Raw genomic sequence first — 19,833 nt, forward strand, 5'->3', positions numbered from 1 at the left:
TGTTCCCACCCTATCCCATCCCATTCTTCCAGCCTTTAAACGGAACTATAGCTAGTCTGAAGGATGGGCTGATTTTGAGGACGCTTCCCCTTCACCACCATCTTCACACCACCTGCTGGACTAAATAGCAAACCCTTGCGTACTGGCTGCACTGGTTTGCTATCAGCCAGTTCCATCTCCCAGTGAGATAGCACAGTTGCCAACACCAGTTTCATTTCAAACAAGGCAAATGCCATACCAATACAGCGACGGTTCCCGCCACCAAAGGGTAAATACTCATAAGGAGAAAATTGCCGTTCTAAAAAACGCTCTGGCTTAAATTGCTTCGACTCAGGATATAAATCTTCTCGATGATGGGTCAAATAAATAGAGGGATTGAGCAAAGTACCAGGCTCAAAGTTGTATTCCCCAATTTGTAGCGGTGATTTGACCACTCGATTTAGTGCCGATACAGCTACTGGGTAAAGACGTAGGGTTTCAGAACAGACAGCATTCAAATAAGGCAATCGGAAAATAGCATTTGGATGTGGTTGTTCGCCCAACTTATCTAATTCTTGCAGCAGTTTTTCCCGCACCTGCGGCTGATAATGAATCCAGTACAGCGCCCATGATAAGGAAGTTGCTGTAGTTTCGTGACCCGCCACTAATAGAGTCATCAGTTCATCACGTAATTCCAAGTCTGTCATCGGCTCTCCCGCTTCATCACGAGCAGCCATCATTAAAGACAGAATATCAGTCCGAGATGAATCGGGTTGTGCTTTGCGTTCTCGAATCTGGGCGTAGATGAGTTCATCAATTTGCTGCCGTAAACGCAAGTATTTCCCCCAAGGACTCCACGCTCCTAAATCCCGTCGCATTGCTGGGAAAAGAAGCAGAATTGTTCTTAAGATAGGGAATTTAGGATTTAGGATTGCAATCAGCAGTTCATTGAGTTTCTCGTAACGTGGCCCATCTTCTAGACCAAATACAGCCTTTAAAATCACTTGGAAAGAGATTGCTTGCATTGATGGCAGAACTGCAAAGATTTCTCCAACCTGCCACTGATTAATCACTTGCTCAGTGATGTCGCGGATTAATTCACCATAAGCTAGCATTCGTTCCCCATGTAAGGGTGGTGTCAATAGCTTTCGTTGTCGCTGATGAGGCTTTCCTTCCAGCGCCAGTAGTGATTGGCGTCCTAATAAAGGCGATCTAATCCCTGCTGGCTCACCAGAGTCCAAGTGTTTTGGATCTGTAGTAAAAATCTGCTGAATTGCCTGGGGATTGCTAATGAAAACTTGAGGAGCAACATTTTGTCCGAGCTGAAGGGTAAAGATATCACCATAGCGTTTAGCACAGTCTTCTATGTATTCTAAGGGATTAGTAAGCCATTGATACGTCTGTACCCAAGGATGAGTTTGAGGGCCGTTAGGCAGTTTAAGTGCAGACATTTTTATTTATCTCCCAATGATTAAAGCAAGATTGTTATCAGCCAGTCATTCATGCACCCCTAGCTTGATTAATCTTAGACCACAGATCAAGCAAATGAACTTACCAATTCTTGAATCTGCCTTGGAGTCAATTCTTGCACATTACGCAAAACTACTGCTGCTCCTGCTGCTATTAGTGTCTCAGTGTAAGCATCACTACGCGCTGTTGTTTCCTGGACGTGGGGTGGTAAAACCCCTACACCAAGCCAAGTGCGAGCAGAATCTAAATTTCGCGCTTTCTCGACGGTATACATATCTGCTACCGTATCTCCCACATAGACTACAGCTAATTTTTGGTCAATTCCATTTTCTAACTCATGAACTGTGGCGAAAAGTCCAGTGGGGTCTGGTTTCCCTGGTGCATCTTCCATCGCAATCAACACCGGAGATTGCAAACCCAGGCGTTTTTCTAATACATAGTTGGCGGAAGCACGAGTCGCACCGCTAAAAAATCCCCAAGCAATCTCGGCTTGGGTAAGTTGTTCTAAATAGCTGGGTTGTAATAATAAAGGTTCATTACAGATATAACCAGTAAAATTATTTGGATTTGAGCCTCGGTAACGCGATTGAAAAAAAGCAACGATCGCACTGTAATCTAGTTGCAGTTGTTCGCGCGTCTGTCCTTGGGTTTCAAAGTAGCGGTAAATTAATTCTTGCGATGCTTCCCAATCGTTATTCCACACGCCTTCAGACTTCAGTTGGTCAATATCTAGTGGGGTTGGACGATATGCTTGGGTTGTAAAATATTCTACGGTATCTGCGATCGCCCGGCGATAGGAACCGCTAACATCGCGTACAACGCCATCAATATCGAAAACAACGATCGCTTTTGCAGAAGTTGGTTGAGTCATGGGGTAAGGAAGCAAAAGAGTTTTACATCATCATAATCCGCTCATGACTCAGGTAAAAAATCGGGGTCAAGGGCTTGCTCTGGCGTAAAGAAAGATTTTTCTGGGAAAATAGCAATGTCTAATCCAGTTTCAATGACAGCCAGCCGTCTAGCAGTTTGATAGCTTTCGTCAAAAACTTGCTCAAAGTAAGGCTTCAAACTCGGACTTTCCTTGAGTGCCTTTTGGACTCGCCTGCGCTGTTCTAAAATTGTGTACTGCCAACTTTTTGAGCGCCTTTCAGTTTGAAGCTGGTATTTCAGCAGATGCATCAGCAACACTTCCAGATTGCTCTCCAATGCCCGCTTTTCACTTCTGCCCATCGTTTCAATTTCTTCAATTAAATTCTCTAAATCTAGTTCTGTGAGCCGACCTTGTTTGAGCAGTTCTGCTGTGGTTTGAATCCACAGGTAAAAGTCTTGCCCGTACAAATCTGAACCAGATGTTATTTGAGATTGAGGCAGGTGAGCAGTCACGTCGCTTCGCTCCGAATTCAAAGGTCAAAATTAACAGTAAAATATTTTAGATCGGGTTGAAATTATGACTCAGGTAAAAAATCGGGATTGAGGGCTTGCTCTGGTGTAAAGGGAGATTCTTCGGGGAAGATAGCCAAATGCAATTCAGTTTCATCGGCAGCCAAGAGTCTAGCATCGTCATAACACAGCCCAAAAACCTCATAAAAATATGGTTTGAGGCTAGGACTTTCTTCTAGAGCTTGTCTGAGGCGTTTGCGATGCTCCCGAATTGTTGCTCGCCAACTACCAGAGCGCTTCTGGGCTTGATATTTATACTTCAATAGATGCATTAGCACTACTTCCAAGTTGCTTCTGAGTGCTTTCTTTTCACTCCTGCCCATTGTTTCAATTTCATCAATCAAATTCTCTAAATCCAGTTCTGTGAGCCGACCCTTGCTTGAGCAGTTCTGCCGTGGTTTGAATCCACAGGTAAAAGTCTTGCTCATACAAATCTGAACCAGATGTTATTTGAGATTGGGGCAGTTGAGCAGTCATAAGCATCTTTATTTAGCGCCGACTAAACCTTATACTAGCCCATTCTCAATCAGTGTTTGGTCATTTGATAGGGTATTGCGTTAAAATAAGCGATCGCTATCCTAAATGCCCGGAAATTCCCGGAGGTGTGATTGACCAAGTTTATTTTGAAAATTCTGTGGTTAGACGAGAACGTTGCTCTCGCCGTCGACCAAGTTGTAGGCAAAGGCACCAGTCCCTTGACTAAGTACTTTTTTTGGCCCAGAAATGATGCCTGGGAAGAGTTAAAAAAAGAATTAGAGTCCAAACATTGGATTACTGACGTGGATCGTGTTGAGTTGCTTAACAAAGCAACAGAAGTGATTAACTACTGGCAAGAGGAAGGCAGAAACCGTCCAATGGCAGAAGCTCAATTGAAATTTCCAGAAGTTGCCTTTACAGGTAGCGCTTGATATTACAAAATTAGCTATTGTCCTGTTCTACAAGCTGCCACAGTTTGATAGTCTTGTCCCGGCTGCCGCTTGCAATTAATTGTGTAACTTTGCTTACAGCAACAGCAGATACTGAGTCTACATGACCAGAGAGAGTAACAATCTCTTCTGCTGTGCTTACCCTCCAAAGTTTAACTGTTTTGTCGCAACTTGCACTTAGGAGTGTTTCGCCATCGGCAGTAAAAGCCACAGCCACCACAGACCAAGAATGGCCTACAAGCGTGCAAATTAGCTGACCAGTGTTTACCTCCCACAATTTAATAGTGTTATCATCACTACCGGTCGCCAAAATTTGACCATCAGGACTAAAAGCGACTGTCAAAACCGCCCATGCATGACCCGAAAGGGTGCCTAATAAGCTAGGGAAATCAGGCAAGGGGGCAAGCCTGCCCCCTGCTCCCCTGCCTCTTGTTGGTATCTGCCACAAGCGAATTGTTCTGTCATAACTAGCGCTGGCTAAAAGCTGTCCTTGGGGACTAAATGCCACTGAATTTACCTTTAATTGATGTCCTGCTATAGTGCAAATTTCTCTGCCAGTATTGACATCCCAGAGTTTGATTGTCTTATCCCAGCTACCACTAGCGAGAATCTGCCCATCTGGACTGAAAGCAACTGATTTTACAGCGTGTGCGTGTCCCCAGAGGGTGCAGATTTCTTTTAATGTCTCAACCTGCCACAATTTGATAGTTTTATCATCGCTAGCAGTTGCCAGAATTTGACCATCTGGACTGAAGGCAACTGATTTTACAGCTTGGGAATGTCCTGATAAGCTAGCTAGGACTTTTTTAGTATTTAAATCCCACAATTTGATGTTTTTGTCATCACTAGCACTGGCTAAAGTTTGACCGTCAGGACTAATGGCAAGGGCATTCAGACTACTTAATGTCCCAGAATGCTCAGTTAGGGTATGCAAGCATCGCCAAGGAGGATTTTGGACTTCGACTTCGCTCAGTCGAACGATTTTGCATTCCATACCCATTGCTTGCATAACTGCATCAGCTGATTGAAAGCGACGGTTCACCGCATTTTGCAGTAGTTTGTCGAGAATTTGCGCCAAGGGTAGACTTTTTGAGTCTTGTCGCCAGACATCGCTTACCTTAGTAGTAAGATATTGTTGCCAAACCCAGCAATTATTTGCAATATCAAATAAATCAAAGGGAGAAATCTGGGTAAGTAAGTAAATACAAGTTACACCCAAGCTATATAAATCACTAGCAAAAATGGCTTTTCCCTTTGTCTGCTCTGGTGCAGCGTATTCTGGACTACCGATACTGGTTTCAGATGTTAAACCATCGATTTCTGTGACGATTTTCGCAGTGGAAAAATCGACTATGACGAAATCTGCCTTGTTGGTAATTGGGGATCTACGGATGATATTTTGGGGTTTAATATTGCGGTGGATAATGTGGCGATCGCTAATAAACTGAAAAACTGGCAACAAATCTTCTAACAGTTGCCAAATCTGAGTTTCATTAAAAGCGCCTTCTTCTTCAACCACCTCAGCTAAATTAGTGCCTGCAATAAACTCCTGCACTAAATAGAAATGCCCATCTTGCTGAAAATAATTTAATAATGCAGGAATTTGCGGATGCTTCCCTAATTTTTCTAGTTGTTGCGCCTTTTGCTCAAAAGTAATAGAAGTCTCGTATGCTTGCGATAATTCTTGAACGACGCAAGGAATTGGAGGAAACTCACCCTCATCTACAGCGAGGAAGGTTTTAGAGAATCCTCCTTTACCAATCCGTTTCATTAAACGATAGCGCTCTTGTAAAAGCAAAATTACTCCGCTAGAGTTACAGCCAGCCAGACCAAATAGAATTCGCGGCGACAGAAACTTAGTCCGCCTCTGCGGACTAAGGAAGAATTGAGGGTTTGAAACCCACGAGGATGGGTTTTGTCTGTATAAATGCGGTTTCTAACCGCCCTTTTAACGTTAAGTTAACTTATCCCCCGGAAAATTCACAACTATAGGTGGATAACCGTTTTCTGTAGTTGGTTGTCCATTGTTAACTACTGGTTGTGGATGCAAAGGTGTTGGTGTCAATTCACCTTTAGCAGTTTGATTCCATAAAATCATGGATAGTAGCCCATCCACTAAACCATTATTGCTACCGTTACTGCCAACTAAGACATCTGGTATCAAGCGGACATTGCGATCGCCGATAATTTGCATTAGTTGCATGGCTGTATAACCTTGTGGCCCCAATGCTTCCACACCAGCGCGGTAGGTTTCAGCTTTGGCGTTACCTGTGGCCCGGATACCTTCGGCCTCAGCAATTGCCCGGAGTTTTGTCCCCTCGGCTTCACCAGTCGCCTGTTTGATTTGGGCTTGGGCTTTCAGGTCAGCTATATGTACGCTTTGCTCTGATTTAACCATTTCTTGCTGAATATTAGCCAGTGCCGTTTCCCGAACAAGCTGCTGGCGTTGGGTTTGCGCCATCTGCTGGACTTCATAAGTCTTACGTTCTTCTTCGGCAATTTTCCGGTCTGTCTGTGTCTGCATTAACGACGCTGGTGGCTGAATATCACCAATCAGGGTGTCGATCGCTTGTACGTCATAAGCCCGCAATGCTGTTTTAATATACTCAGCAGCCTCAGATTGTCGTTCGCTCCGAGCTGTGAGAAAGTCTAATACAGTATAATCTTGGGCTGAGTTGCGGAAATAATTACCGATGGTTGGTTCTAATACATGGTCTACCAGATTTTGCATGGCACCAACGCGAGAAATTACCTTGGGAGCATCTAAAGCACCCACATGAATAATTTGTGCTACTTCCAAATCAAAGGCAAACCCATCTCGCGATCGCACTGTTAAAGATGCCAGTTTAGCATCATAACTGTGGCGTTCAGTCCGACCTGACCAGTTTAAAACAATGTTGGTCGTTGGCACGAGTTCAATCTTCATAATCCGGGAATTAATCGGGTGCTTACCAGGATATAGCGGTTCGACCCACACACCCTTATGTCCCTGATTCACCAAGTTCCCGTGGGTGAAAGCTGCACCACTGACATCTTGATGTGCTTTACCCACGAAAGAAATTACTACACCTACATACCCAATGGGAATTTCCGTCATCGGCACTTGCTCAACCTGGACAAACCAAGGGTTCAAGTTCCAAGAACCAGAAAGCAATATCTGTTCTTGTAAACCTCGCCGTCCACCGCCATTAATAAATTTCTGACCATTTTGGAAGTTGTCGTGTCCCTCAATTATGGTGCCTGCAAGTTCACCCGCGGAGATTGGTAAACCATCTAAGGTAGTGACAATACCAACTTTGTCCGACGCCAGATTGTACACCCGCAAATGTTCTGGAGCCATGCCATGAGTGCTGGCATTTGCTGCCATGATGACTTTAAACAGGGCGGTATTAATCCGGTACGTACCTGCGGTGAGAAAACCCATCTGCCGCCCTTTTTCACCGCCTTCGGTGAGGAATTTTCGAGCATCTTGGAAGTTGTCGCAACTGACAATTTTCCCCAAAATCCGCTCTGGTGGGTTGGGTTGACCATCTGCTGCCACAATCAAAGCGATTTCGCCTTGAGGAACGACAACTACATGCTCTTTTTTTACAGAATACTGCCAAGGCCAATAGCCCCAATGCCAACCAGGAGCTAAAGTATCGGCCTGCAAGCCAGCTTCGCCGTTGAGGGCAATCAAACTGCCGGCGGGGAGTCCGCGCCCGGAAAGGGTAAATTTTCTAACTACAATACCGACTTCACGTTCGCCAATTACTACAAGTCCGCCAAAGAATAAGGGTACAAATATAACTAAACCGCCAACAAGTAGAATGGGAACCACTACAACAGGATTAATTCCAGCAGCTTGATATTGAGTCCTGCTAATTTGTAACTGAGCAATATTTGGTTTGGTCTGATTTAGCTGGACTGATGCAGTAGTTGTTTTTACAGGCGTGGCATTGGCAGAGTGAATACTTCCAGCGATCGCCAGAGATGTTGGCGCAGCGATCGCCAGAGATGTTGGCGCAGCCATCGCTAAGGTTGCTACCATCGATGCTGCAAAACGAGCTACCTTATTTTGTTTACGAGTACCAAGTAAAGATGAAAGGCTTTTCATAATCTGTGCCCATCTGGGCAACTAATTAGCTAAGTTAACACTTCACTAAGGCTTGGCTCGATTTCTTAAACTTGACGTAATTTTTTTAAAATTTAATAAACAAGGAGTCAGAATTCAGGATTTAGAATACTCCATCCATCTACGGAGATTTAGCATTTATACAGCATGAATACTGATTTCTGACTCCTGAGTTCTTTTTAAGAAATATTTTGTAGGTTGGGCAAATGTCCAACCTACAAAGTTGAAATAGAAAGTAAAATTAGATCGAACCGCCAGCAGCTTGAAACCGAGCGCGGGCGCGTTTGAAGGCTTGAGTTGCCTGAATTTGGGCTTGGCGATCATCTGCGGAAACTTGACTTAGACGTGTTTCTGCTTGGTTGTAAGCAGTACGAGCTTCATCAAGGTTAATTTTGTCGCCACGTTCAGCGCCGTTAACCAGAATTGTCACTTCATTCTCTTCGACTTCGGCAAAGCCACCCAAAAGGGCGATCGCTTCCCAATTCTGATTTTTCGCGCCGCGAACTCGCATTACACCAGTATCCAGGGCGGTTAAAAGTGGGGCGTGTCCAGTTAGGATACCTAATTGACCAGTAGTGCTAGGTAAAACTACTTCTTCAGCTGGGGCATCCCAGACTGTTTTATCTGGGGAAATTACACGAACGGTTAATGTCATTTGTCCTTTGTCCTTTGTCCTTTGTCCTTTGTCTTTTGTCCTTTGTCCTTTGTCACTTGTACTGAGCGAAGTCGAAGTATTTGTCATTTGTAATTGCCATTAGTCATTAGCCTTGAACTAATAACTAATGACTAATGACCAATGACCAGTGACCAGTGAGCAATGACCAATGACTAATGACTAACCTTTGATTTTTGCAGCTTTGGCGATCGCTTCGTTAATATCGCCAACTAAGTAGAAAGCCTGTTCTGGCAGATCGTCCAACTCACCAGACAGAATCTTTTGGAACCCTTTGATGGTGTCTTCTAACTTCACGTACTTACCAGGAGAACCGGTGAATACTTCTGCCACAAAGAACGGCTGAGACAAGAAACGCTCTACTTTCCGGGCCCGCGCTACGATGAGACGGTCTTCTTCAGACAATTCATCTAGACCGAGAATGGCGATAATGTCTTGGAGTTCTTTATAACGTTGCAGAGTTGATTGCACCGCCCGCGCCGTATTGTAGTGTTCGTCACCGACAATATTTGGTTGAAGCATGGTGGAAGTTGAACCAAGGGGGTCAACTGCGGGATAAATTCCCTTAGCTGCCAAACCGCGAGACAGTACTGTAGTTCCGTCCAAGTGAGCGAAGGTGGTAGCAGGTGCGGGGTCGGTGAGGTCATCCGCTGGGACGTACACTGCTTGAATGGAGGTAATCGAACCCTCGGTAGTCGAGGTAATCCGCTCTTGCAGTTCACCTACGTCGGTTCCCAATGTGGGCTGATATCCTACCGCTGAAGGCATCCGACCGAGTAACGCCGATACTTCTGAACCTGCTTGTACAAACCGGAAAATGTTGTCAATAAACAACAGCACATCCTGCTTGTTCACATCGCGGAAGTATTCTGCTACTGTCAATCCTGAAAGACCAACCCGCATTCTAGCTCCGGGTGGTTCGTTCATTTGACCGTAAACTAGAGCAATTTTTGATTCGTTGAGGTTGTCTTTGTTGATAACCCCAGATTCAATCATTTCATTGTAGAGGTCATTGCCTTCACGGGTGCGTTCGCCCACGCCAGCAAAAACGGATACTCCACCATGCTGAGTAGCGATGTTGTTGATCAACTCCATCATGATCACGGTTTTACCAACACCAGCACCGCCGAATAGACCAATCTTACCGCCGCGTCGATAGGGAGTCAGAAGGTCAACAACTTTAATCCCAGTCTCGAACACGGAAGGCTTTGTTTCCAGGTCGGTGAATTTGGGAGCAGAGCGGTGGATGGGTAAACTTGCCTCAGCATTTACAGGGCCCCTGTTATCCACAGGTTCGCCAAGGACGTTGAAAATCCGACCCAAAGTGGCTTTACCAACTGGCACGTTAATGGGAGCGCCTGTATCGGTGACTTCAAAACCGCGCACTAAGCCTTCGGTGGAACTCATCGCAACAGTCCGCACTTGGTTGTCGCCCAGCAGTTGCTGTACTTCAACGGTAAGATTGATTTCCTGTCCACCTTCGTTGGTGCCAACGATTTTCAAAGCGTTATAGATTTGTGGCAATTTCCCGCCGGGAAATTTAACGTCTACAACTGGGCCAATGATTTGGGTAATGTAACCAATGTTTGTTTTTTCTGCGGTTGTTACCATGCTGCGCCTAATGAGTGAAGCTAGATTTCAGATAAGGTCGGAGAAGACATAAGAATAAGAAATGTCACCTTTCACTCTAGCACCGGACGGGGACATAACTCTCTTAGTAATTCCTTAAAAAGGTGTTTGGTGGCTATGGCTGTAGTCCCCATGTTGACTAGATTGACGGGATAGGCTCTAGTTTATCCCTAATTTCATTTTTCAGATGCGATCGCCCTAGCTGTAACTTGCTGTAGCAAAATATACTATTATTCTAAATTACCTAAATATTTACACTTGCAGCCAAAAAGCTAGGTATCAAATATCTAGCTTTTGCCTTGAAATAATTCATATTTGTATTACATCATGTTCTTTGCATGGTTACAGTCTATCAAAGACATCACCAACCCAGCATTTACTAAAAGTTAGTTAGCAATAGATATAGCCGTAGTCACATAGGTTAGGACATTTTGAAAACGTGAATGCTAGGAATAGTAATAGTTTGACCTTCTGCCTCCAGCATAGCCGCCTTCTGCCTCCTGTTATATATAAAGCTATCCATAAACTACATTTCCAAAACTTCTGAATATCCATAAGATAAAGATAGATATAAAAAACAGTTTTTAGCCAAGCCGCGATGCCTGAGTTGGGCATAGCTGCGGCTTCATCCTCACACTTACACCGAGCAACAGCTTATGAATTTCTTGTCAGCACGACAATATTTTTACCAAGAGATTCAACAGTCTGACGAGCAAATTGATCTAGCAAAGGCAGCTTTGTACATTGCACAAGAAGAATATCCCAAGCTAGATGCAGAAGAATACCTCAACGCCCTTGATACAATGGCGTGGGAGCTACAAGAACGTCTGCCTGACTCACGATATCCTCTGCGAATAGTTCAAAGTATTAATCAGTATCTCTACGATGATTTAAAATTTTCTGGTAATAAAATTGACTATTACGACCCGCGCAACAGCTTTTTCAATGATGTAATCGATCGCCGATTGGGGATTCCCATTACCTTAGCGCTGGTTTACCTGGAAGTTGCTCGACGGATTGATTTTCCGATGGTGGGTATAGGAATGCCAGGACATTTTCTGATCCGCCCAGATATTCCTGATATAGAGATTTTTGTGGATGCCTTCAATGGCGGTGAAATAATATTTCCCCAAGATTGCGAGGAACGCCTATCTCAACTTTATCAGCAACCTGTGACGCTACAACCAGAATTTTTAGCTGTAGTTAGTAATCGGCAATTTTTGGCTCGGATGTTGACAAATTTAAAATTTATTTACCTCAAACAGCAAGAGTTAGAAAAAACACTGGCAGCAGTCGAACGAATTTTGTTGTTGTTTCCTGGTTTAACTTTAGAATTGCGCGATCGCGGTTTGATCTACTATCAACTCGGTTACTACCCCCAAGCTATAGACGACTTACAAAATTATTTAGCAAAAGTTCCCGATGCCGAGGATGCATCTGTGATTCGGCGGCTACTTACTGAATTGAGTAAAGAGAAGTAGGGAATGGGGAGTGGGGAGTTAGGAGTGAGGAGTGAGGAGTTAGGAGTTTGGAGTTTGGAGTTTGGAGTGAGGAGTTTGGAGTGAAGAGTTTGGAGTTATAACAATTCTTTCCCCAATGCCCAATTACGAATTACGAATTACGAGTTACGAATTACGAATTATTTTGTTCTTCTGCAACTCGTTTGAGGCGGCGCAGTTGGGCTTGCATATCTTCTTTTGTCCAAGACGCAGCAAAAGTGTTAAAACCCCAACTAATTAAAGGGTTAGGGATATCGTACTCAAAGCGGTTGAGTAGGCGCGTTCCCTTTTGTGTTGGCTGACATTCCCAGCGATCGCGCCCTTGAAAAAACCCCTGAAATTCCCAGACTATCAAACCCGGTTGTCGTTCTACAACTACGCTATTCAGGGTGGGTTTTAGTAGAGGAATTTGAATAATAAAACGACTTTTACTGCCGACATCCGTACTCCAAGCTTCGCCCACAGGTTCGCAACGGAGAACGGGGTTGAGCCAACGGTGCATGAGAGCTAAATCGCTAATACAGCGCTCCACCACTGTAGCTGTAGCATTAATTTGAATCGATTGTTCCAAAACTTGGGACATTCCACATCTTTAGTGCTGTTGCTGCAATTAGAGTAACGCAAAATTCAGCAAAGTGGGAGCAGGGGAGTGAGGGAGTGAGGAGACAAGGGGACAAGGGGACAAGGAGATAAACAAAACTCCTAACTCCTAACTCCTAACTCAGCACTCAGCACTGCCAATGCCCGCATATTAAATCAAATATGAGTAAATATGTATGTTTTTACTGGTAAATTGATAGGCAAAACACTGACTCAGTGTTTGCGGCGAATACTTAAGCATAATTCCCGAAAACCATGAACACAACTTGGCAAGAAATAACCCAGGTGATGTCTACGACGGGCTACGCCTATGGAGTTGGTTTATCCACAAGGGTACAGCAATTTTTGGCACAATCATCGCCCAGCCTGCAACCAATACAACCAGCAGTGAATCAAGGAATCGCTGATGTGCAAGGTATTGTTCAACAGTTGATTCTATTTACGCCTCGTCTTTTAGGGGCGGTAGCAATTTTATTGGTAGGTTTGCTAATTGCCTTCGGTGTAGCGGCACTGACACAAGGAATTCTCAAGCGCACAAACATAGATAATCGCATTGCTGCTGGCGTAACGGGTCGTCAAGATGTTCCCCAAGTGGAGAAATTAATCTCCGGCTTAGTCTTTTGGAGCATTATCTTGTTGACGGCGGTAGCTGTTTTACAGGCATTAGATTTAGAGGTAGCCTCTCGACCCCCTGAATAGTTTTCTCGATCAACTTATTGGCTTTTTGCCAAAGTTGGTTGGTGCAGGAATCCTTTTGATAACTGCTTGGTTTTTAGCGACGATTGTGAAGATTATCACTGTGCGTTCATTACAGGCATTTAATCTGGATGAGCGTTTGAATCCAGAACCAGAAGACAGCGCACCCAGCCTCAATCAGCTATCTCTGAGTGAGACAATTGGCAATGCTCTGTATTGGTTTATATTTTTACTGTTTCTTGCCCCAGTTTTAGATACTCTCGGACTCAGGCAGGCTCTACAACCAGTACAAGCTCTAATTACACAAGTTCTGCTAATTCTGCCGAACATTTTAGCGGCGATCTTGATTGCTGTAGTTGGCTGGTTCATCGCTAATATAGTACGGCGGATTGTGACGAATTTGCTGGCGACAACTGGTCTTGACCATTTAGGTAGTCGGTTGGGATTATCTACAAGTGCGGGGGTACAACCTCTATCGAGTATTATCGGCACAATTGTCTATGTTTTGATTCTGATTCCTGTAGCGATCGCAGCGCTGAATGCCTTGCGAATTGATGCGATATCAATACCAGCGATCGCTATGCTGCAACAGATTCTCAACGCCTTACCTGCCATCTTTACAGCCGCAGCAATTTTGATTGTTGCTTATTTCATTGGGCGGTTTATCGCGGACTTGGTTACAAGTATCCTTACCAATTTAGGGTTTAATAACATTTTCACTATTTTGGGTCTGACTACAGCCAGCAGACGAATCGTCATCTCCACAGAATCAGCAACCCCACCGATTCCAACCCGCACTCCATCAGAAATTGTAGGCATTGTTGCCTTAGTGGGGATTATGCTGTTTGCGACGGTGGCGGCGGTGAATATCTTGAATATTCCAGCCCTGACAGCATTAGTGTCTGGGATTGTGATTATATTCGGGCGGATTTTAGCAGGATTGGTAATCTTTGCCATTGGCTTATTCCTGGCAAATTTGGCTTTTAACATCATTACCAGTTCTGGGGAACGCCAAGCCCAGATTTTGGGACAAGTGGCGCGGATTGCAATTATTGCCTTAGTCTCGGCAATGGCACTGCAACAGATTGGAGTTGCCAGTGATATTGTGAATTTAGCCTTTGGACTTTTACTAGGTGCGATCGCAGTTGCTATTGCCCTAGCCTTTGGTCTTGGGGGGCGCGATATTGCAAGAGAGCAAGTTCAAGAATGGCTAAACTCTTTCAAAGGTAGAAACTAAAAGTTGATGAAAGCGCAATTTCATCTGTAAATCTGGAAAAGTGCAGCCGTAAGCATCAATAGTGCAGAAAATCTATCGGCAATTTTGCTTAAGAGGTTGAAAGTTAGAAGCTCAGAAACTCGGAGTTTGAGTAGAGAATTTGACGTTTCGAGTTCTAAAGCTCAAGTTCTGAGTTCTGAAGCTCAATTATAATAATCGGCGATCGCTTTCAAGTTAAAAAAAAGAATGCAACAAATAGACCATTTGTAGAGACGCGATTCATCGCGTCTTCTTCACCCAAGGATGTGTTGCAATCATTAATTGAATTGGTATAACATACACAAACAATATAAAGTGATTACTATATATTTAAAATTTTTGTAAGTAAATTCGTCATGAATGCTGAGGTGCTTCTTAGTTTAAGAAAGAGAAACTGGAGCAAATACTCCACAGCAGAAAACATGGATTTTATCAACAAAGCACAAAAGTTGACAGATACGGTTAGAGATAAAGCTCAAGAAGCAGCTAACAATGTGGTAAACGGGATGAATGAGGTAGTTGATGGAATCAAGAACGCTACTAGCGAGATAACTACTTCAAGTGTCCATGCAGTCAATGATTTACAAAGTTTGTCAACCATCGCAACACAATCAGGTTTTCAAACTGTTCAAAATGTTAGTAAAACATTTCAACAAACTGCTGTTGGAGTTGCCGCATCTAGCATGGTTATGGCTGATGCTTTGCAAAATTTACCAAAAACAGCTGCCGAATTAGCCCAAGAGATGCCCAAGATTGCAAATAGGCTGAGATATCGTGCTGGCGTTCGGGTGGGAGACTTACCTCGCTCTGATGCAAATGTGATGAAGCTTTTTGAAAAAATTCCTGGCACATCAAAGCTAGGAGGTAAAGAATATACAATTCGTCAATTTCTTAGAGATAAGCATGGTAGCCACATCAAGCCACGTTCTCAAGGTGGATCGAATGCTGCTGATAATATCCTTTGGGAAGTAGGTGTTGATAATTTTCGCCGAGGTGCTAAAGTAATGACCGTTGGCGAACAGTTTTATATTCAAGTTTATAATGCAGTAGATTCTATTATCAGCAATTCTGGGACGATCGCAAAACTTGGGATTACTGCAACGGAAACAGCTATTCTCACTCAGGTTGTAGTCACGGCGATTTCTTACTCTTTGGATCTTTATCGAGGTGACATCACTGTTGAAGAGTATAAAAATCTAATTTTTGAAGCAGCAAAGGCAGCAGGTATTGCAACACCAATTGTTTTTTTGGTCTTGGTGGCTGTGTTAGCTTTATTTCCAGAATTTACAGTTATTTTGTCAGCACCAGTTGTTGTTGCAGGCTTCAATGCTTTATTTGGTATTAGTATTGCTACACCCATTATTCAATCGCTAGTTCGTCATATCGAAGCTGGAGGTTTTGGCATAGAAACTACATCGGTAGAGTAATCATAAATTTTGTTCCCTCACCAGGTATTGACAAGCAGTTGAGTTGTCCGTTGTGTTTGTCAACAATAATTTGGTAGCTAATCGCTAATCCTAGCCCGGTTCCCTTACCCACAGCCTTGGTTGTGAAAGATTGCTCAAAAATTTGAGATTGCACCTCAGTAAGCATACCGGGGCCGTTGTCTTGGATGCAAATTGTGACGGTTTTTTGTTGGGTATCGACCGATGTGGTAATGGTGATGATGTTCGGGCAAGCAGCAATATCTCGATCGCAATTGTTTTGATGGAGTTCATCAAATGCATCAATGGCATTAGCGATGATATTCATGAACACCTGATTAAGTTGTCCGGGATAGCAACTGATTGGAGGTAACTCACCGTATTGTGTGACAACCTGGATTTTAGTGCGATCGCCATTACCTTTGAGTCGATGTTTCAACAGCATTAAGGTGCTATCAATTCCTTCGTGGATCTGAAACTCCACCTGAGATGAAATATCTGCACGAGTAAAAGTTCTCAAAGAGAGACTGATATCTTTCAGACGGGTAATTCCTTGGTGCATTGATGCCAGTAGTTTCGGCAGATCCTCTGTCAGATACTCCAAGTCAATTTCTTCAAGAAGCTCTTGAATTTCCGAGTCTGACTGCGTTAGCTTCTGCTGTTGCAGGCTGACCAGGCGAAGGAGATTATTTACATGTTCCTCAATATAAGATAAATTTCCGCCAACAAAACCAACCGGATTATTAATTTCATGACCAATACCTGCAACCAACTGCCCCAAAGTAGACATTTTCTCACTCTGGATCATTTGTAGTTGGGTTTGCTGTAACTGCTGTAGAGATTGAGTTAATTCTCTGGTGCGTTCTTGCACGCGTTCTTCTAGCGTGCGGGTGAGATGGGAAATTTTGAGGTGTAATTTTAAACGGGCAATGACTTCTTCATGTTGAAAAGGTTTAGTAATATAGTCAACTGCACCTATTTCCAGTCCTGCCACCTTATCTGTAGAATCTGATAAAGCAGTCATGAAAATCACCGGAATCTTCTGGGTGATCGGATTGGTTTTCAGTCTGCGACAAGTTTCAAATCCATCAATACCTGCCATCATCACATCCAAAAGAATCAGATCGGGATGAGCGTATTCTGTTTGTTCGATCGCTGACTCTCCATCTGTTGCCATCAGGGCTTTCCAGCCACACTTCTGAATCGCTTCCGATAGCACCTTAAGATTGTTTGGATTGTCATCCACTAATAAAATATGTATGGGTTTCGAGATCGGAACAGCGATCATGGATGTAACTCCGTTGTGACAAATGATTTGAGTAACTTACGGATTTTTCCGGTTTGGAAATTGGCAGTGAGTTTGCTTAACTCTGCTGCGAAGGGAGCTAGTTGACTGTTTTCTTCAATTAGTTCTCTTAACATTCCCTCAATTGCCGAGATATCTCCCATCATTGCCAGATGATAGAGTTGTTGTAAAACATCTTGGGATGGTAGAACCCATTCGCTACCAGTAATCTGCTCACCTTTGGGAGGCGAAGATTCGGCATATATCCATTCCACTCCCAAGAGCGATCGCAATCTATTGAGTAGTTCGTCAATCTGGAGAGGTTTGGGTAGGAATGCTGTTGCCCCTGCCTCTAAACTCCGCTGACGATTTGACTCAAAAACGCTGGCACTAGAAACGATGATCGGAATAGAACGGGTTTGTGGATTGGCTTGCAGGTGAACCATTAGCTCAAAACCATCCATATTGGGCATGGCTAAATCGAGTAGAATCACATCTGGATTGTGTTCAATTGCTACTTGTAGCCCATGTTTGCCATCAGTGGCTTCTAGGGTTCGACAGCCAATTTCTTGCAGCAGATTGGTCAACATAGAACAGTGGTTGCGATCGTCATCGACAATCAGAATTTGAGGCGCACTACCCTGAATCCCGGTAATTTTCTGGGGAGTTGGAATGTAATCCGTCTTAGACATCGCTCCTCCAAGCCAGTCATGAGCGAGTGGTACTGATACTGTCAAATCCAGCCAAAACAGACTTCCTTCACCCAGGTGACTCTGCACCTGAATTTGGCTTTCCATCAATGCCGCAATTCTTTGGCTAATGGCCAATCCCAAGCCAGTACCTTCAGATCGTTGCCCTGCTTCACCCACTTGCTCAAAGGGCAAAAAGATTTTCTCCAGTTGATCTGGTGACATCCCAATACCCGTATCTTCTATCTGAAAACGAATTTTCTGATGTGTCATTTGTCCTTTGTCCTTTGTCATTTGTTTAGACTCGTGACCAATGACCAATGACGAATCACTAATGACTTCCACTTTGAACGTTACACTACCGTTGTCTGTAAATTTGATCGCGTTGCCCAGTAAGTTAATTAACACTTGCCGCAGCCGCTTTTCATCAACTTCAACGGCCAGTGGTAGGCGATCGCTAATTAAGACATTAAATCCAATCCCTTTCTGTTCAGCCCGGATACCACAAATCTCTGTTACACCATGTAAGAAACTAGGCAGATGCACGCTAGTGACAACCAAATCCAATTTCCTCGCTTCTATCTTCGAGAGATCGAGAATGTCATCGATCAGCATCAAAAGATGCGAACCGCATTGGTAGATAATGCTGACTCCTTCTAGGTTTTTAGCTGTCATGTTTGGCGATCCTTCTAGTACCTGGGCAAAACCAAGGATGCCATTGAGAGGTGTACGTAGTTCGTGGCTCATGTTGGCGAGAAACTCACTCTTGGCCTGATTGGCAGCATCGGCAGCTTGCTTTGCTTCAACCAATTCATGAGTTCGTTCTTCGACTTTTGTCTCTAGAGTTTTGGAATAATCCAATAGTTGACTGTTGGCAATTTCTAGTTGGCGATTTGTTTCTTCTAACTTTCGCTGTTTATAGGCATTAGTTGTTGCAATCACGCTACCGATAAACGCGGCTAAAGTGGGTGTTACCGGAATTAAAACACCAGACAAAAACATCCCATAGCCACCCCCTATACAGGCTGCACTGATGCCTACAGTTGCCCAAAGAATTTTGCCGCCGGGAATCCGCAGTTTGCTACTGGATAACAACCAACTGCCTGTAGAACCAATGACAGATGAAAAAACAATCCAGAGTGATAAAGAAATGCCAGAAACACCGTGCAGACTGGCATTTCCTGTTTTTGCTCCTCGTACTAGTTGATGAGCAATATTGGCATGAACAACCACACCTGGAGTTGGTTTTTGAGCAGAGATCCAAGAAGAGAAGGGTGTACTGAAGAAATCATTGGTACTGGAGGCAATCGATCCAATAAATACCATGCGATCGCGCATCAAATCTACCGGAATTTTCCCTGCTAACACATCGCGCATCGCAACTGTCCGAAATGCGGCTTCTGTTCCATGCCAATTCAGCAGAATTTGATAGCCTCCTAAATCGGCATCGGTATAACCTGCTTCTTGATTTTGCAGTGGTAAGTAAATTTCTTTGCCCAACTGAAACTTTTGCTGTTGGGGGTCAATGCTTTCTAAACTAATTTTTTCAGCTTCGAGGTACTTTAGGGCTACAAGGGTTGCTAGTCCGGCTTTAATAGTGTTTTTCTCTTTGGCATCTTCAGCTGTCAAGAGGGCACGACGTACAAAGCGATCGCCATCTAACACTAAATCTGCTAATCCTACCCGATCGTGTTTTTTCAATTCTGGCGGGGGATTGACGCGTTCGCCAGTAATTTTCTCAACTCCAATTAAATTAGGAGTGTTGCGAAAGACTCGAACAAGTTGCTCGTGTCCGCTTCCTTCCGGTAAATCTCGATAGAGATCCAAGCCAATGGCTCTCGGCTGCTGCGCCCGGATTTTTTCTAGTAATCGTGCCAGCGCCCAGTCGGGAACTGGCCATTTACGCACCGATTGGATATCGCGCTCATCGATTGTAACAATCACAATCTCATCTGCGTAGGCGTAGCCCGCCATAGGCATCGCCTGTGAAGATCGCTGACGAACCCATTCGTCACGAATTTCCCATTCCGGTAAATTGAAAAGTCCCAAAGATTGCCCAACTATAACCGTCAAGGCAACGCTAGGAGTAATAATCAAAACGCTGCGAGTACGTTGGATAAAAGCCTGGAATCTGCGCCACATATTTGTGTCATG

13 protein-coding genes and 2 pseudogenes are annotated in these 19,833 nt (G+C 44.0%); 4 read left to right on the forward strand and 11 right to left on the reverse strand.

Annotated features, from left to right (window positions below; genetic code table 11):
- Positions 1-35: 35 nt before the first annotated feature.
- The 4 genes and pseudogenes from NSTCB13_RS08450 to NSTCB13_RS08465 form a co-directional block, all read right to left on the reverse strand.
- Positions 36-1,430, reverse strand: a complete 1,395-nt coding sequence (locus NSTCB13_RS08450) for a cytochrome P450 (protein WP_448271971.1) — start codon at positions 1,428-1,430, stop codon at positions 36-38.
- 86 nt (positions 1,431-1,516) lie between these two features.
- Positions 1,517-2,320, reverse strand: coding sequence for a TIGR01548 family HAD-type hydrolase (locus NSTCB13_RS08455; RefSeq protein WP_448271973.1), 804 nt, complete (start codon positions 2,318-2,320; stop codon positions 1,517-1,519).
- 41 nt (positions 2,321-2,361) lie between these two features.
- Positions 2,362-2,832, reverse strand: a complete 471-nt coding sequence (locus tag NSTCB13_RS08460) for a DUF29 domain-containing protein (RefSeq protein ID WP_448271975.1) — start codon at positions 2,830-2,832, stop codon at positions 2,362-2,364.
- A 62-nt stretch (positions 2,833-2,894) separates the two neighbouring features.
- Positions 2,895-3,366: pseudogene (locus tag NSTCB13_RS08465) on the reverse strand (DUF29 domain-containing protein).
- A 131-nt stretch (positions 3,367-3,497) separates the two neighbouring features.
- Here NSTCB13_RS08465 and NSTCB13_RS08470 point away from each other — a divergent pair.
- Entirely contained in the window at positions 3,498-3,797 is a 300-nt protein-coding gene (locus NSTCB13_RS08470; RefSeq protein ID WP_013190996.1) for a 30S ribosomal protein PSRP-3, read from the forward strand.
- Between the two features lie 10 nt (positions 3,798-3,807).
- On the opposite strand, the gene NSTCB13_RS08475 is transcribed toward NSTCB13_RS08470, so the two are convergent.
- The 4 genes from NSTCB13_RS08475 to atpD all read right to left on the reverse strand — a co-directional run bounded on the left by NSTCB13_RS08475 (position 3,808) and on the right by atpD (position 10,213).
- Positions 3,808-5,586: a protein kinase domain-containing protein gene (locus NSTCB13_RS08475; protein ID WP_448273158.1), complete on the reverse strand. Its 1,779-nt coding sequence runs from the start codon at positions 5,584-5,586 to the stop codon at positions 3,808-3,810.
- A 183-nt stretch (positions 5,587-5,769) separates the two neighbouring features.
- On the reverse strand, positions 5,770-7,911 hold the full coding sequence (locus NSTCB13_RS08480) for an SPFH domain-containing protein (protein WP_448271977.1): 2,142 nt from the start codon (positions 7,909-7,911) through the stop codon (positions 5,770-5,772).
- 259 nt (positions 7,912-8,170) lie between these two features.
- Positions 8,171-8,584: an ATP synthase F1 subunit epsilon gene (atpC, locus tag NSTCB13_RS08485; RefSeq protein ID WP_322696958.1), complete on the reverse strand. Its 414-nt coding sequence runs from the start codon at positions 8,582-8,584 to the stop codon at positions 8,171-8,173.
- A 180-nt stretch (positions 8,585-8,764) separates the two neighbouring features.
- Positions 8,765-10,213 carry a F0F1 ATP synthase subunit beta gene (gene atpD, locus NSTCB13_RS08490; RefSeq protein ID WP_322710336.1) on the reverse strand — a complete coding sequence of 483 codons (1,449 nt, stop codon included), beginning with the start codon at positions 10,211-10,213 and terminating at the stop codon, positions 8,765-8,767.
- A 674-nt stretch (positions 10,214-10,887) separates the two neighbouring features.
- On the opposite strand from atpD, the gene NSTCB13_RS08495 reads away from it, so the two are divergent.
- A complete protein-coding gene (locus NSTCB13_RS08495) occupies positions 10,888-11,712 on the forward strand; it encodes a SirB1 family protein (RefSeq protein ID WP_448271979.1) in 825 nt (274 codons plus the stop codon).
- Between the two features lie 151 nt (positions 11,713-11,863).
- Here NSTCB13_RS08495 and NSTCB13_RS08500 read toward each other — a convergent pair whose 3' ends face one another.
- Positions 11,864-12,313, reverse strand: a complete 450-nt coding sequence (locus tag NSTCB13_RS08500; RefSeq protein WP_448271981.1) for an SRPBCC family protein — start codon at positions 12,311-12,313, stop codon at positions 11,864-11,866.
- Between the two features lie 272 nt (positions 12,314-12,585).
- On the opposite strand from NSTCB13_RS08500, the pseudogene NSTCB13_RS08505 reads away from it, so the two are divergent.
- Together NSTCB13_RS08505 and NSTCB13_RS08510 are read left to right on the forward strand one after the other, a co-directional pair.
- Positions 12,586-14,263 (forward strand): annotated as a pseudogene (locus NSTCB13_RS08505) (mechanosensitive ion channel).
- 440 nt (positions 14,264-14,703) lie between these two features.
- Entirely contained in the window at positions 14,704-15,708 is a 1,005-nt protein-coding gene (locus NSTCB13_RS08510) for an HNH endonuclease (RefSeq protein ID WP_448271983.1), read from the forward strand.
- Here the strand turns inward: NSTCB13_RS08510 and NSTCB13_RS08515 are convergent.
- Both NSTCB13_RS08515 and NSTCB13_RS08520 read right to left on the reverse strand, forming a co-directional pair.
- Positions 15,692-16,993, reverse strand: a complete 1,302-nt coding sequence (locus tag NSTCB13_RS08515; protein WP_448271985.1) for a hybrid sensor histidine kinase/response regulator — start codon at positions 16,991-16,993, stop codon at positions 15,692-15,694. The two genes, NSTCB13_RS08510 and NSTCB13_RS08515, sit on opposite strands and share 17 nt — an antisense overlap.
- Positions 16,990-19,821, reverse strand: coding sequence for a CHASE2 domain-containing protein (locus NSTCB13_RS08520; protein ID WP_448271986.1), 2,832 nt, complete (start codon positions 19,819-19,821; stop codon positions 16,990-16,992). The genes NSTCB13_RS08515 and NSTCB13_RS08520 overlap by 4 nt, the downstream gene beginning before the upstream one ends.
- Between the last annotated feature and the right edge of the window lie 12 nt (positions 19,822-19,833).

It is taken from the genome of Nostoc sp. DSM 114160, from assembly GCF_053470305.1.